Below are 15,698 nucleotides of genomic sequence, written 5' to 3' on the forward strand. Positions count from 1 at the left end.
TGGCTTAGGGCGATAAGGATCATTCCCTGGAGGAATATCATGGACCGTTATCAGGCAATGGCCACGTTCATCCGCGTGGTGGATACAGGCTCGTTCTCGGCGACTGCCCGACAGCTTGGGGTGGGGCAACCGGCGGTGTCCAAGACCATCGCACAGCTTGAAGCGCGTCTGCAGGTGAGTCTGCTGATCCGTTCCACGCATGGTTTGACGCCGACCGAGGCAGGGCAGAATTTCTACGAGCGGGCACGCAATGCCATTCAGGAGGCTGATGAAGCGGAACTTGCAGCCAAGGGAGCGGGTGCGGGTCTGTCAGGCCGGTTGCGGGTTTCGGCGGCAACGACATTCGCACGGCTGCACATTATTCCGGAATTACCGAGGTTTTTGGCAGAACACCCCCACCTGACAGTGGAGATCATTCTTGATGACCGAATGATCGACCTTGTGGCGGAAGGCGTCGATATTTCCCTGCGGATGGGAACACTTTCGGATTCCACCGCCATCGCCCGGAAGGTCGCAACGGGTCGACGTTCTGTTCTTGCCACGCCTGCCTATCTCAAGCGTGCCGGAAGGCTTCGCGCTCCTGCGGATCTGGCGAACCATGAAGCCATTATTTATAGCCAGTTACCGAGTGTGTGGTCATTCCTGCGCGATGGAGCGGCGGTGTCGGTGTCTGTCAGCGGACGGCTCAAGGTCAGTGCGGCCGAGGGGCTGCGGGCGGCCGTTCTGGCGGATATGGGGCTGACCATTGCGTCGGACTGGATGTTTGCGCCGGAACTCGAAAACGGAGCGGTCGTGCGTGTTCTCGAAGCGTGGACTCTGCCTTCGATCGATCTCTGGGCTGTCTTTCCCGCAGGACGGATGATGACAGCCAAGGCGCGCCATTTCGGAGATTTTGTGGAAAGCATCATGAAGGCCGCAGATGCTTCGCCTGTGTGAAAGGCGCGGTGTTAGGGTGTGTTGACAGAAGGTCTTTTCAGGCTGTTTGGGACGTGATTCAAAACTGGTCTTTGCGGAGACCTGTAGATACGTGGCGATCTGACGGACGAGGAGTGGGCAATTATTGGCGGCTTACTGACGCCTGAAAATGGCCGTTTCTAACGACCAGAACAGGATAATCGCCTGTTTCTCAATGGAATGCTTTATGTCCTGCGTGTCGGTTGCCCATGGCGGGACATGCACGCGCGCTACGGAACATGGAATTCGGTCTATGTCCGGTTCCGTCGATGGGCTGAGCAAGGCGTCTGGGATGCCTTGCTGGAAACGCTGGTCGAACTCGGCCTGACCGATGACTGGCAACACATGATCGACAGTATGCCCGCTCGAGGTCATAGCCAAGCAGCCGACGAAAAAGGGGGACCCATAAGGAGAACACAGTCTCTATGGTTGCCTGATCTTCACTGTAGGCCTCGACCGCTTCTTCTACACAGGCGCCGCTTGGCACCCCTAAGAGCACTAGTCTGCCGGGCTGAAGGCGCCCTTCGCCCCCCGTCTTGACACCTGCAGGCCAATGTCCCTGAATCCCCGCGTTGGCGTTATTGGGGCTTCGTGCATCACAACCCAAATGGTCGAAAAATACATTTCCATCTGGCGCAGTGTTGCAAGCCGCTTTAAATGAAAAGGAATGATGCGAAGTGCGCGGCATAGCGGAGGGAGTCTGGTCTTTTGGCCGCTGGTTCTGCTTGCCATCATTATTCGCCTCAGCGTTGGAAGTCTGCCTTTACCGCAGTTCCTTCTCAATGATCCGTTAAAACAGTTCACCAACTTGTCGACCCTTTGCGACAGCCAGGATTTTGGTCCGCATAGTCCTGATCATCATCACGCAGCGGATGTTGGTGATGGCATTGCAGTGGTCGACGACCTGTTAACAATCCTGATAATTGGATGCGTCGCTGCTGTTTTCCTCGTCCTGTCTGTGACAGGGCGGAGTTTTTTCTGGTGTTTCCCGCCCGTGCGGGGGCCTCCTCTATGGCGGCTATCGGGCATTTATGCTCAAGGACCTCCTAACCTGATCTGACAAAAACTTAGCGCCTTTATCGCATCTGCGATGGAAGGCTTTCTGCGTTTTTCAGATCAGAACGAACACATGAATACTTCTTTTGAATCAAGCCGTCCTCTCGGCTCGCTGGTGCTTGGCTGCGTTTTTCTTGGAGCCTTTCCAGCTCATGCACAACCTCTTCAGGTGCGTCCCCGTAAAACAGCCGCAGTTGCGTCTTCTGCACATCAGAATCAGCATGTCGAAAGCATTCTGGTTCGCGGTACGACGCGTGGCTCGGCACTGCTTCATCCAACCGGTGAAACAACCTACAGCGCGGAACGTACAGATTTCGCACACAGGGCAACACAATCGGTCGCCGATATGGTCGCAACCCTCCCTGGGGTAACTGTTCTGCAAGGTAATGGGCCGCGTGACAGCGTCGTTTCTGTCCGTGGGTCGGGCGCACGTCAGTCCTATGGTCTGAAGAATCTTCAGGTTACGGAAGATGGGTTTCCCATGACGCAACCAGACGGTACGGCCCGGGCAGATTTGATCGATCCGCATGCCTATGAGGGCGTGGACGTCTTTCAGGGACCAGCCTCTACGCTATACGGTAATTACGCGATTAACGGGGCGATCAATTTCCGCACCCGGAACGGCGCTGACATTCATGGTCTGGAACTGGGTTCAGACCTTGGCAGCTTCGGCCTGTTCAATAACTACATAACGATTGGTGCGGGCAATAAACGCTACGATTTCATGCTGTTTGGTAGCGATGTGCGCAGTAACGGTTTCATTGCGAACAGCCAGTACAACACGTCTACCGAAAATATGCGGCTGCGGGTTAATCTGACCTCATCAGATCGCCTCATTCTAAAATTCGTTAATAACGTCACGGATACATCGCTGCCGTTACGCCTTTCTCTGAACCAATTCCGCAGTAATCCCTACCAAAATGGTTGTGCCAATGCGGCATCGGCTGCTGCTGGATGCGCTTCGGTCAATCTTCTGGTGAATGGGGCCTATGGAGCCCGCCAGACGATGAGCCCGCAGCAGGCAGGGCTGGGTCGTTTTGACCGACGCAGCATTGTGGGGCTTCGATGGGAGCATGACTTTGATCCGAGAACAACCTGGCATACTCAGTTTACTTACGATCAACGTCATACCGATCAGCCAACTTCGACAACGGCTTTTGTCGGACCGTTTAATTCCTATAATGTGCAGACGGATCTGACGAACCGCGGCCGTATCGGAAAGACGCCCCTCACCAGTTTTGTCGGTGCCAGCTTCGACTACATGGATTATGGCTATCAGGTCTATAATCTGACCCCGCAAGGCGGCGCGACCCGCGGTGCTTTGAATTCCACGTCATACGGACATCAGTGGAACATCGGCCTCCGCTTTCAGGAAGACTGGCAGTTTTCTCCGCTTTGGCATGCTGTAATCGGACTTGGTGGGACGCAATCTGATGTTGGAGCAGTTCAGACGCTCTACAATAGATCGGCAAGTTCAACCTCTTTGCAGAATATTACGGCCAATCGACGCTTCTTCAATCTCGCACCTGAAGCCTCGCTGGTTTATACACCAACCAAAGACTGGACTTTGCACAGTCGTGTTGGAACAGCTTATGCCACACCTGGCTATTCCAGTTTCTTCGTAACCCCTCAGGGAACCTACGGGAACAATACGCAGCTTAAGAGCGAAACGAGTCTCGGTTTTGATTTGGGGGCCGAATGGCATCCGTCGCCCAGCATCAATATTCAGGCCACTGGCTTTTATGAGTTCTACCGGAACGAACTTGTCAGCCAGTCGGCGGGTGTCAATACACCCGCGGGAAGCTATACTTTCAACGCCCCGGCCTCAGAGCATCGTGGCATTGAACTGGGCGCGACATGGCAGCTATTGCATGCCTCTCTGCCCGGTGCGCGGCTGAAGCTGTCTTATACCTATGACAACCAGATCTACACGAAATACACCGAAACCCTGTCCAACAGCACGATGGCGCGGAATTTCTCGCGGAAGGGGAATCTCATTCCCGGTGTTATGCCGCATTTTTTAGATGCGCGTGTTCTCTATGATCAGCCAGACGGATGGCTGCAAGGGCTGGGAGGTTTTGCAGAAGTGACGTGGAGGAGTTCCTTTTACCTCGACAATGCCAATATTCTGAAAGCCCCCTCATACGCATTGCTCAATCTGGAGATTCATTACGACCCTCCAGAACGTCTGGGCTGGGCTCACCGTCTGCACAGCTACTTCGAAGTACAGAATGTAACCAATCAGGTTTATGCCGCAGGTGCGACTGACATCAGCGATACACTCCTCTCGACCGGGCAGCAGGCTGAGCGACGTGTTTTGGCCAATAAGACAGGCTCAATCTACGCCGGATCGCCAAGAGCGTTCTTTGGTGGCGTGCGGATCAAGTTCTGAAGGTATCCATGATGATGAACGCTTTCAGAACCCCGGTCTGGCCCGATTATCGAACGATCTGGCGATGGCATTTCTTTGCGGGTCTCTTCTGTCTTCCCTTTATTGTGTTGCTATGCCTCACAGGGTCAATTTACCTGTTCAAACCGCAGGTGGATCATTGGATCGACTGGCGTTACGACCATCTCGCAGGCGGTACGACACATTCAACCCCGGTACAGGAAGTCAGGGCCGCACTCGATGCTGTCCCTGGCAGCCATTTTCTAGCCTATGAACTTCCGGAGACGACTTCCGGTGCTGTCCGGGTGATCGTTGATCGTCAGGGCACAGCCATACGCGTGTATGTTGATCCGACATCATGCGTGGTTCTCAAACAGGTTCCTGAAGAAGACCGTTTTGAGCGCATCATCTTTAAACTGCACGGCCAGCTGTTATTGGGGAATACTGGCTCCATCATCATGGAAATGGTGGCCTCCTGGACAATCGTTCTGATTGCTACAGGCCTGTATCTTTGGTGGCCGCGCCGGATAAAGAGTCTGGCAGGTATTCTTTATCCACGGATTACCCGAAACGGTCGTGTCCGGTGGCGAGACCTCCATGCGGTAACAGGGTTGTGGGTCTCCTCGTTTTTGGTGCTTTTTCTGGTTTCCGGCTTGCCGTGGTCTTTTGTTTGGGGGCACGCCCTGGCTCGTGTGGAAACACAATTCAGCCGCCTGACTTCGGTTCCTGACTGGGACATCGGAGCTGTTTCTGAACGCAATCGGATTGCAGGGCGCTCGGTCTCGCCCCAGCAGACCGATACAATGCCGGGTATGGATATGGGGCCCATGGCGATGTCGGACAGCCCCTTATCAGATAGCCTGAACCACGTGGTCATGACGGCGTCCCAACTCGGATTTCCGGCACCTGTTCTCGTAACGCCACCTTCAGCGGGAGAAACAACGTGGACTGTTCGTTCCGACACGCAGAACCGTCCCAACCGCATCAGTGCGATGGTAGAGGCCTCTGGTCGGGTACGGTCAGTCCATCGTTTTGAAGAGAAAGCATGGACTGATCGCATCATCGGTTATGGAGTTGCGGCGCATGAAGGGCAGCTGTTCGGGAAGGCCAATCAGTTTTTGAATTTTCTTGTAGCGGTCGGATTACTTGCGATGAGCATCGCAGCACTTGTCTTGTGGTTTAGGCGCAAACCCCCAGGGAGGCTGGGAGTGCCGCCTGTCGATCCCAACAAGAAGATTGGCGTGGGCGCGTTGGTTATCCTGATTGTACTGGGATTACTCTTGCCAGAACTTGGAGTGTCTCTTTTGCTTCTCTGTCTCGCAACTCTGCTTTCACAAGCTGCCCGCCGTACGCCGTAACTAACTGGCAGGGACGAGACGGCGCAATCGTGTGGCGATTTCCTCTGGGCTTGTGTCGACTGGCAGAACGGACACAAGCCGATTATTGCCATCCATTAAGTAAAGAACGGAACTATGATCCATAAGATAGCCTGAGGACAGATGATCCGCCGAAGTGCCACGACGTCGCGCCATGACGTGGAAACTGTCAATAACTGCGTGGATCTGAGATTCAGTTCCCGTAAGTCCAACGATGTTAGGAGAGAAGTGACTGACATAATCGGCAACAACCTCAGGAGTATCACGCGATGGATCAACCGTGATGAAAATCGGCACAATCTGGTGTGACTCTTTTCCCATGAGATCGAGAGCCTGTGTGACCGTCGCGAGGGTTAACGGGCAGACATCTATGCAGTGTGTGTACCCAAAATAAATCAGTGTATAGCGCCCTCGGAATTGACGCTCCGTGAGAGGATGACCGTGCATATCGATGAGCGTATAAGGGCCGCCCAACGTGGCTGAGGCCCGATTTAGAAAAACTCCGCGCATTCCGATTGCCCCGAGAAAGAGGCCCGTGATGATTACCACCGGAGCGACTAGTTTCTTCGCTTCATTGAGACGAAAAGGTTTTTTCTTAACAGTCTGCTTTGGTTTTTTACGCCCTCCCTTGAGGTTTGGCATAATACCCTCCCTTGAGGATGTCTTCTTAGCACAGGAAGCATCTCAAGAGCATAACTGGCTTTAAAGGTATCGAAGAGACAACCACAATGTGGAGGGATCGAAAAACCTCCTTTTTGGTCGATTTATAAACATAAATCATTGATATTGTTACGTATAAAAATGCGTAAGAAGGGTTTTCCGAACCCGTCATTTATCCCGGTCGTCTCTTGGAATCAGATCAGCGCCATCCTAGGAATCCCTACCGATTCATTCAGTACAGAAAACGCTAGTGTAATGAATTGGGCGGCAAAGGCGAGATTTTCGCTCGGGAGTCGTTAATCCAGCTCTTGGTCAGGGTATAGGCGACGGAGAGGACCAGCGGACCGATGAAGATACCGACCAGTCCCAAGCCGCCAAGACCTCCGATGACGCCAAGCATGATGAGAATGAGCGGGATATCGGCCTGCTTGCGGATCAGAAACGGGCGCAAAACATTATCGATGATAATCGTGATAATAGTCACAATTAGCAGAAGCACTGCGGGTATCAGCCCCTGATCAAAATAGACCCAGATCACGGCCGGGATCAGGGTAACACCGGGGCCCGCCTGTAACAGACAGACCATGAAGGTGACTGCTGTCAGAATACTGACCCATGGCGCACCTGCGAGTTTCAGCCCGATCCCCGCCACAGCGGCTTCAACGACCGCCGTTAGCGTGACGCCGAATGCAACACCCCGGATCGTATAAGCGGCAAGCTGAAGCATCTCGCGTCCCCGGCTGCCCGCGAGAATGCTCACCAGACTCCCAGCCACCGCAATTGCCGATTCAGCGCGCATGAGAAGTACGCCCAGAATGATCAACGTAAGCACGAACTGGAGGGCGAGAAGACTGAAACTTCCCGCATAAGCCAGAAAACTATGAATCAAGGTCTCAGGAGACGGCATGACTTGCCTGACCATTTCCGGAAACTGCATATGCTGCATCCTGGCCCATAACGGACCAATATGCGGTCCAATTAAAGGAAGTCGTGCAAGCCACCTGGGCTCATCCGGAAGACGCAGAATGGACGCAGACGAGGCGAGGGCGGCGATATCGTCGAAGTGACTTGAGACTGTCGTAATGGCGAGCCACAATGGCAGGATGAACAGCACCATCGCGATCAGAATGGTCAAGGAAACGGCTGCTCGTCGGCTGTTTCCAACCCAGCCCTGAAGACGGAGCAGCATGGGCCAAGTCGTAACTGCGATCGTGATGGCCCAGATCGTCGCTGGCAGGAATGGTTTGAGAATCCAGATCGCGCTAATAACAACGCCGCAGGCCAGCAGGGCGACCAGAACGGACCGGGTGCTGTCCTGCGGACCATTCTGGAAAAGATCTGGCATCTGGTCGCCTTCGGTCTGAAAATAAAACCCTGAGAAACCTGTATCAGGGATACAGACCCGGACAAACCGTCAGGGTGCGACCAAATGCGCACTTACACGAATACGCCACCAATCCAACGGCACCGAGACGACTGAAAGGGCAGTAAGTGCCGCCTGCTCAGGGTCCGGATGGCCTCCATGTCCTCTCCCAAGGGCGAGCACCAGCGTTGCCCGGGTCTAGGACCGCTGCTCTAGAACAGGCAGGACTTCGGCCAAGTGGTCAGGGGGCGAAGGATGAGAGCGTCATGACTAAGAGTGTATAGGTGTTTCGTAACTTTCCACTAGAGACTAAAATCAATTGTTAGGCTTGGGAGCAGAATATTTGGTCTTGGGATCTGAATAATTTTCTTCGGGCTATACTGAATAAAGTGGATCTGGTGGCATCATATTCTTACGGAATAACAGTCTTTACAAAGCCCAACAGCGTGATGTTGGGATATTCTGGTCCGTTTGCGGATTAGGAGGGGTGAGCACACAGAGAATAGTCTGACCATGCTTCTCAAGCGTGAAGAGCGCCCCAGATTCTTCATAGCTTGTGGTTGTGGTGATCCGATATCCTGTTTTTAGTAGACTGTTTAGGGAAGCTGTGACTGGGTGAAGTGTCGTTGGGACGGCAAGTGGACTGTAAGGCGATTTAACACCAGATTCCGGCAACCAGTCGTGGGAGCTTTGCGCAAAAGCGCAGACTGGGAAGAGAAGGGCGCACAGGACAGGAAGTGGGGCCAAGGGATTGATCATAGAAAGCTCCAAGAGAAGGATATATTGAGGTCAGTGACCTGCTGACATTGACAAGAAGTTCATGACCAGAAGGCCTGCAATGACAAAGCCCATTCCGGTGATGGTCGGGAGATTAAGGCTTTGGCCTAGAAAACCATCTATGTCTCTAAGATCTAGGTCACGTTGACAAAAGACCTGATCCAGAGCTTTGCGACTGCGATATGGAGAAAACTCATGAATGACAAAGCGGTCTTGTCATGGCCCCGATCAGCCAGCATGGCTTTGAGGTTTGGAACCGGCAGCTTCATCAGAGCATTTATGGCTTTGTAGTCCGAAACCTGACCGCCGGTCAGGACAAAGCCGAGAGGGCGTCCCTGATTGTCACATCGGACATGGATTTTGCTCGTAAAGCCGCCGCGTGATCCACCAAAACCCTTCGAATAAGCCCCCCTTTTGCCCCAGTGGCCTGCGAATGGGCACGGACTACGGTGCTGTCGAGCATATGCTGTCAGTCATCAGTCAGGCCAAGGTCTACAAGGGTTTGCAGCAGGGCATCCCACACACTCTGTTCGGCCCAACGTCGGAACCGGACATAGACCGAGTTCTACTTGCCATAGCGCTTATGCATGTCCCGCCAGGGACAGCCTGTGCGCAGAACATGCAGCATACCATTGAGAAACAGGCGATTGTCTCCGGCTGGTCGAGCCCAACGTCCGCGCTCAGGCGGCAGAAGCGGACCAGTTATCGCCCATTCCCGATCCGTCAGATCCCCGCTCCACCTTATCGCCTTCGTCGAAGCAACCAGTGAATCAGATCTCAGGCCGATCGTATAGATCTTTTGTCAACGTGGCCTAATCGGGTAGCCTACTCGATGGCCCATCTCACAAACCAGACGTCGTCCGGATGGCTTTCAGACGTGACTGCGGCAAGCAGGCGCTCATATTCGCTAGCTTCTGTCGTGTTGGTAGCAGTAGGGGGCGTTGGGCCCTCCGGGGCGTCTTCCACCAGTCGTCGGTTGCGCTTGCGATCGGCGCCCGTTGGCCGCTTGATCATACGGCCTGAAGCCGGATTCAGCGTGAGCGGAACATCCCATTCGCTCATGGCATGATTGAGGATGGAGGCCAGAAGGTTGAGCCGCTTGACGACTGTCGCAGGGGCCAGATCCTTGCCCTGGCGGCCGCGAAAGCCTCGAACTTCTGGAACCGTCAGGCGAGAAAGCTTCAGGTCTGCGATGGGATCGCGAAGCAGTGCCGGGATATGGCCTGTCCGGTCAGCGTCGCGGTGAGCCAGGCATTCGTCACGGTAGCGCTCGATCAGAGTTCGAAGCACGAGGCCGTCCAGGGCCCGGACGTCGATATGACGCCCTTCGCGGACTTTGACCGAGGTTTCCTCGAGCCACGCGCGGGCAAGACGGGCGGTGTCAAATGTTCTGATGATCCGCTGGCCGTTGAGCAGCTTCCAGGCCCTGTGTTGCCTGAGCCCGCGGCAGTTCACGCCATGAGGCAGGGGCCGTCCTGTTGCAGGATCTTTAGCATTCTCGGCGGACTTTATACGGGCCATGAGACGAACTCCGAAATGAGACGGAATCGTCATTGGTCCAGAATTGGTCCAAAATCGCTACTTAATTTTTTAGCTCTGGCGCCCGATATAGCTTTAATCTGCTGATATCATTACCAAAAATTTGGTGTCCCGTACGGGATTCGAACCCGTGTTGCCGCCGTGAAAGGGCAGTGTCCTAGGCCTCTAGACGAACGGGACTGGAGGCGTGAGCGGGTGTATAGAAGGGGTTTCGGGGGGCGTCAAGCGGCTGTTGCGTCGGAAATGAAAAAAGATAGATTTTTTCGCTCCTGCCATGTTTCGGCGCGCAATGTGCCTGCGACGTGGAGCAGCGGCATGGCGCGGTCTTCCAGCAGGGGGGCGAAGGGTTTGTCGCCCGCACGGAAGACCAGACCCCGCAGGCGGGTGTTTCCGTCCTCACCTTGAAGGATGACGCGGAGCGTGTTGCCGTCTTTGCCAATGCGCTCGCTTTTCACGCAGCGGACGTTGCTGATGGCGAGGACAGGCTCTTCGTTGCCGGGGCCGAAGGGCTCCAGTCGGGCGAGCTGATCGGCGACGGCGATGGAGGCCCCGGCCAGCGTCATGATGCCGTCCAGCTTCAGCGCGTCCTGTTTGGGGAGGGACAGCGCGGTTGAAAGCTGTGCGTTCAGGCTGGCGTGGAACTCTTCGGCGCGGTCTGCGGCAAGGGAGAAACCGGCAGCCATGGCATGCCCGCCACCCGTGAGAAGGAGGCCGTTCTGGCGGGCAGCGATGATGGCGGTTCCGAGGTCCAGTCCGGGAACCGAGCGGGCTGAGCCTTTGATGACGCCATCGGTTAGGGCGGCGACCAGAGCGGGACGGTTGTAGCGCTCTTTCAGGCGGCCAGCGACGATGCCAACGACACCGGGGTGCCAGTTTTCACCGTGCAGGAAGATGACGGCATGGCCTGCATCGAGCTGCTGCTGGGCCTGTTCCATGGCGGAATCGAGGATTGTGGATTCGACGGTCTGGCGCTGACGGTTGACGCGGTCGAGCTGTTCGGCCAGGGCGCGGGCTTCCACGACGTCTTCGGACAGCAGAAGCTTCAGGCCCAGATCGGCCTGTGCGATGCGACCGCCCGCATTGATGCGGGGGCCGAGGGCGAAGCCGCAGGCCATCGCGCTGGCCTCTTCTTTTACGCCTGCGACGGAAGAGAGCGTGGCCAGCCCCAGGCGCTCGCCGCGGGACATGACGCGCAGACCCTGCATGACCAGTGCGCGGTTCAGGCCGGTCAGGGGCATGACGTCGCAGATGGTGGCGAGGGCCGTGAGGTCGAGGCGCTGGAGCAGGTCGGGGATGGCCTGTCCGTCGTCGAACCAGTTGGTGCGGCGCAGGAGGCGGATCGTGGCGACCATAGTGAGGAAGGCGACGGCGGTGGCGCAGATGTTGTTCAGGCCCGACGTGCAGTCCAGCCGGTTCGGGTTGACCACGATGCCTTTTGGCAGGGCGGCTCCGTCGGGTTTGTGGTGATCGAGAACGATGATGTCGGCACGGTCTGTCAGGCCGTTGAGGATGTCGATCGCAGCTGTGCCGCAGTCGATGCAGACCAGCAGGGTCGCACCTTGTGACAGCAGGTTTTCAAGGGCTGCGGTGTTGGGGCCGTAGCCTTCGGTTAGGCGGTCGGGGATATGGGTGCTGACGGTGCAGCCGAGTTCGCGCAGCGTGTCGCAGACGAGGGCTGTGCCGCAGGCGCCGTCCACGTCGTAGTCGCCGAACAGGCCGACATGCTCGTGGTTGCGGACGGCCTGTGCGAGACGTTCGGCGGCCCGGTCCATGTCCTGCAGGCAGGAGGGGTCGGGCATGGCGTCGCGCAGGCGGGGATTGAGAAACGAAGAGGCGTCGTGGGGTGCGACGCCTCGTGCCGAGAGGATACGGGCCAGAAGTTCAGGAATATTGGCCTGCTGGGCGAGAGCGAGAGCCAGCCGGTTGTCTGCTTCCGCCAGTCTGGGATCGCGCCAGATCCAGCGGCGGTTTCCTGCACTTCGGGTTACGCCGAGGACGGCGCCCGTATCGTCTGCGAGCATGGTTCTCCGTTCAGGACGCGGGTTCTGCCTGTGGTTTGAAGCTGTGATGGCTCTCTATATAGCGCACCGTGCGGGATTTTGAACGCATCACGATGGAATGCGTGCGGGCACGGGTCGCGCTTGGACGTTCCACGCCCTTCAGGAGCGGGCCGGACGTGACGCCTGTTGCGGAGAACAGGACGTTGCCGGCAGCCATGTCGTGCAGGTAGAGCTTGCGGGCCGGGTCGAGGCCGTTCGCCATTTCGCGGGCGCGCTGACGCTGGGTGTCGTCTTCGAACAGGAGGCGGCCCTGCATCTGGCCTTCCATACAGCGGATGGCTGCGGCGGCCAGAACGCCTTCGGGCGCGCCACCGGAACCGGCGTACAGATCCACACCGCCGCCGTCCACGCAGGTTGCGATGGCGGCTGCGACGTCACCGTCGCTGAGGAGCATGACGCGAGCACCGGCTTCGCGGGCGTAGGCGATCAGCTCTTCATGCCTTTCACGGTCAAGCGCGCACAGGACCATGTCCGACACGTTGCGCTTTTTGGCCTTGGCCAGCGAGCGGAGATTGTTGCCGATCGAGGCGTCCAGATCCACCACGCCTTCCGGAAGGTCCGGGCCGACGACGATCTTTTCCATGTAGATGTCAGGCGCGTGGAGGAACTTGCCGCGCTCGGCCAGCGCCACGACTGTCAGGGCGTTCGGCAGGCTCTTGGCGCAGAGATTCGTGCCTTCGAGCGGATCGACCGCGATGTCCATCGCAGGGCCGCCGGAGCCGACTTTCTCGCCGATATAGAGCATCGGGGCTTCGTCCATCTCGCCTTCGCCGATGGTGACGATGCCGTCGATGGCGACGGTGTCGAAGGCGGCGCGCATGGCCTGTACGGCTGCGCCGTCCGCCTCGTTCTTCTGGCCCCGACCGGTCCAGTGTGCGGAAGCGATTGCGGCCGCTTCCGTCACGCGGACGAGCTCAAGGGCAAGGTTGCGGTCAGTGACGCGATAGGGGGGGATGTTCTGAGGGTCGATCACGCAAGGGGATCCTCGATTTTGAGCACAAGCGGCTTTCCGGTCACGACAGGAAGGACGGCAAGTGCTGTTGCGGCTGCATGAATGGCTTTTTCAGGAACCTGATGGGTGATGATTGTCAGGTCGGCGCATCCGGTTGCAGCATCATGCTGGGAAACAAAGTGAACGGAGACATCGTGGTCCCGGAGAACCGATGTCAGCTCTGCCATTACGCCCGGACGGTCCTGAACGTTTAGACGTAAATAGAAAGCGCTGTTCAAATCAGCGAGACTGGCGCAGTCGGCAGCGGGAGAAACGGAGGTTGTGCCCCACACCGGAATGGCGGTTCCCCGCGCCAGATCGATCAGATCGGCGACGACAGCGCTGGCGGTTGGGCCTTCGCCCGCGCCACGACCGGAGATGGTCATTGGACCGCTGAAGACTCCCTGCGTGGAGACGGCGTTGAACACACCATCGACGGCGGCGATGGGGGCTTTGGCGGGAACGAGGCAGGGGCGGACCCATGCCGCGACGCTGCCGTTGTCAGCCTGCCGGGCCATTCCGAGGAGCTTGATGCGGTATCCGAGTTCGTCGGCGAACTTCAGATCTGTCGCGGTGATGTCGCGGATGCCCTGAACGGAGAGCGTCTTGAACGCGATGGGCCGGAAGGCCAGACCAGCCAGAATGGCGAGTTTGTGGGCCGTGTCCCAGCCATCCACGTCCGTGGAGGGTTCGGCTTCGGCATAGCCCTTAGCCTGTGCTTCGGTCAGGACGTCCGTGAAATCCCGGCCCGTAGCGCGCATTTCGGTCAGGATGTAGTTGCAGGTCCCGTTCAGGATGCCGCCCACGCTGAGGAGGCGGTCTGCGGCCAGACCTTCGCGCACGAGTTTGATGGCGGGAATGCCGCCCGCCACAGCCGCCTCGAACAGGAGGGGGGCGTTCTTTTCCGAAGACAGGCGGCTGAGGCTGTCGCCATGCAGGGCCACGAGCGCCTTGTTGGCGGTCACGACCGGCAGACCGCGTTCGAGCGCGGTGCGGACCATGTCATGCGCCGGACCTTCGGAGCCGCCGATGAGTTCGACGGCGACGTCGATCTCCGGGTCCTGCGCCACGGCGGTGGCGCTGTCGTGCCAGCGCATGGCGGACAGGTCGGCGCCACGGTCGCGCGTGCGGTCACGGGCCGTGATGGCCACGACTTCGATCGGCCGACTGGCCCGGGCGGTAATCAGGTCAGCGTTCTCACGCAGGAGACGAATGACACCGATCCCGACAGTTCCAAGTCCAGCCAGTCCGATCCGCAGTGGTTTCACGATGATGCAGCTCCAAGAAGGTCAGCGGTTCCGGCCCCGGCGCCGTGCCGGGTCATGAAGCTTTTGATGGCCCGCGTCGCCTGACGCAGCCGCTGGGTGTTTTCGACAAGTCCGATCCGGACAAAGCCCTCGCCGTATTCCCCGAATCCGAGGCCCGGCGCAACTGCAACCCCGGCTTCTTTGAGCAGGAGTTTGGAGAAGGCGACGCTGCCCATTTCGGCGAAGGCGGGGGGAATAGGGGCCCAGGCGAACATCGAGCCTGCGGGCACGGGCACGTCCCATCCGGCACTTTGAAGTCCGCGCAGGAGAACGTCCCGGCGGTCCTTGTACATGGCCCGGATTTCCGAAACATAGTCCTGCGGGCCGTTCAGCGCGGCGACGGAGGCGACCTGAATGGGCGTGAAGGCACCATAGTCCAGATAGGACTTGATGCGTGTCAGGGCCTGGATCAGCTTCGGATTACCGACCGCGAAACCCATGCGCCAGCCCGCCATGGAGTAGGTCTTGGACATGGACGTGAACTCGACGGCCACGTCCTTGGCACCCGGAACGGCGAGAAGGGACGGCGGCGGTTCGTTCTCGTTGAAATAGATTTCCGCGTAGGCCAGATCGGACAGGATCCAGATGTTTTCCCGGCGCGCGAAGGCCACAAGCTCCTTGTAGAAATCAAGGTTCGCGACAAAAGCCGTCGGGTTGGACGGGAAGTTGACGATCAGCGCTGTGGGCTTGGGCACGGAATGGCGGACGGCGCGGTCCAGAGCGCGGAGCATGTCCTCGTCCGGTGTGGCCGGGATCGAGCGGACGGAGGCTCCGGCGATGATGAAGCCGAACTGATGGATCGGGTAGGACGGGTTCGGGACGAGGATCGTGTCGCCGGGGCTCGTGATGGCGGCGGAGAGGTTTGCCAGCCCTTCCTTGGAGCCCAGCGTTGCGATGACCTCGGTTTCCGGGTCTAGCGAGACGTTGAAGCGGCGTTCGTAATAGTTCGCCATGGCCTTGCGCAGGCCCGGAATGCCGCGGCTGACGGAGTAGCCGTGCGCGCGCGGATTGCCGACCGTCTCGATCAGTTTTTGCACGACATGCGCGGGCGGTGCGCTGTCGGGGTTGCCCATGCCCAGATCAATGATGTCGTCACCGGCGGCTCGCGCGGCGGCCTTGGCCTTGTTCACTTCAGCGAACACGTAGGGCGGCAGGCGGCGGATGCGGTGGAACTCTTCGGTCATGACCAGCTCTGGGGCAGAGGGTGAAAGGGAGAGGCGACGATA

Annotated in this window: 12 protein-coding genes, 1 tRNA gene and 1 pseudogene; 4 read left to right on the plus strand and 10 right to left on the minus strand. The window is 57.8% G+C overall.

Features of this window, described 5'->3' with window-relative positions; all coding sequences use genetic code 11:
- The first annotated feature begins 39 nt into the window (after positions 1-39).
- The 4 genes and pseudogenes from JK208_RS00295 (at position 40) to JK208_RS00310 (ending at position 5,757) form a co-directional block, all read left to right on the plus strand.
- A complete protein-coding gene (locus JK208_RS00295; RefSeq protein WP_211573926.1) occupies positions 40-936 on the plus strand; it encodes a LysR family transcriptional regulator in 897 nt (298 codons plus the stop codon).
- Between the two features lie 174 nt (positions 937-1,110).
- Positions 1,111-1,494 (plus strand): annotated as a pseudogene (locus JK208_RS16170) (transposase); the annotation flags it as partial.
- Positions 1,495-2,083: 589 nt separating this feature from the next.
- The gene (locus JK208_RS00305; RefSeq protein WP_249201848.1) at positions 2,084-4,402 is read left to right on the plus strand and encodes a TonB-dependent receptor domain-containing protein; all 2,319 of its coding nucleotides are present in this window, start codon (positions 2,084-2,086) and stop codon (positions 4,400-4,402) included.
- Between the two features lie 8 nt (positions 4,403-4,410).
- Positions 4,411-5,757, plus strand: coding sequence for a PepSY domain-containing protein (locus tag JK208_RS00310; RefSeq protein ID WP_211573929.1), 1,347 nt, complete (start codon positions 4,411-4,413; stop codon positions 5,755-5,757).
- On the opposite strand, the gene JK208_RS00315 is transcribed toward JK208_RS00310, so the two are convergent.
- From JK208_RS00315 to JK208_RS00360, 10 genes are all read right to left on the minus strand, one after another.
- Entirely contained in the window at positions 5,758-6,417 is a 660-nt protein-coding gene (locus JK208_RS00315) for an SCO family protein (RefSeq protein WP_211573930.1), read from the minus strand.
- Between the two features lie 265 nt (positions 6,418-6,682).
- Complete coding sequence (locus JK208_RS00320; RefSeq protein WP_211573931.1) at positions 6,683-7,780, minus strand: AI-2E family transporter; 1,098 nt, start codon at positions 7,778-7,780, stop codon at positions 6,683-6,685.
- Positions 7,781-8,709: 929 nt separating this feature from the next.
- Complete coding sequence (locus tag JK208_RS16175) at positions 8,710-9,048, minus strand: transposase (protein ID WP_211574302.1); 339 nt, start codon at positions 9,046-9,048, stop codon at positions 8,710-8,712.
- A 92-nt stretch (positions 9,049-9,140) separates the two neighbouring features.
- Positions 9,141-9,371: a transposase gene (locus tag JK208_RS16180; protein ID WP_408869889.1), complete on the minus strand. Its 231-nt coding sequence runs from the start codon at positions 9,369-9,371 to the stop codon at positions 9,141-9,143.
- Between the two features lie 29 nt (positions 9,372-9,400).
- Positions 9,401-10,096 carry a site-specific integrase gene (locus tag JK208_RS00335; protein WP_249201850.1) on the minus strand — a complete coding sequence of 232 codons (696 nt, stop codon included), beginning with the start codon at positions 10,094-10,096 and terminating at the stop codon, positions 9,401-9,403.
- Between the two features lie 122 nt (positions 10,097-10,218).
- Positions 10,219-10,294, minus strand: a tRNA-Glu gene (locus JK208_RS00340).
- A 41-nt stretch (positions 10,295-10,335) separates the two neighbouring features.
- A complete protein-coding gene (gene recJ, locus JK208_RS00345; RefSeq protein ID WP_211573932.1) occupies positions 10,336-12,135 on the minus strand; it encodes a single-stranded-DNA-specific exonuclease RecJ in 1,800 nt (599 codons plus the stop codon).
- Positions 12,136-12,145: 10 nt separating this feature from the next.
- On the minus strand, positions 12,146-13,147 hold the full coding sequence (gene glpX / locus JK208_RS00350; protein WP_194261782.1) for a class II fructose-bisphosphatase: 1,002 nt from the start codon (positions 13,145-13,147) through the stop codon (positions 12,146-12,148).
- The gene (locus JK208_RS00355; protein ID WP_211573933.1) at positions 13,144-14,433 is read right to left on the minus strand and encodes a homoserine dehydrogenase; all 1,290 of its coding nucleotides are present in this window, start codon (positions 14,431-14,433) and stop codon (positions 13,144-13,146) included. The genes glpX and JK208_RS00355 overlap by 4 nt, the downstream gene beginning before the upstream one ends.
- Entirely contained in the window at positions 14,430-15,656 is a 1,227-nt protein-coding gene (locus JK208_RS00360; RefSeq protein WP_099286197.1) for an LL-diaminopimelate aminotransferase, read from the minus strand. Before JK208_RS00360 ends, JK208_RS00355 begins: the two co-directional genes overlap by 4 nt.
- Positions 15,657-15,698: the final 42 nt, after the last annotated feature.

The organism is Gluconobacter sp. Dm-74, from assembly GCF_018256135.1.
GTDB classification, from domain to species: Bacteria; Pseudomonadota; Alphaproteobacteria; order Acetobacterales; family Acetobacteraceae; genus Gluconobacter; species Gluconobacter cadivus.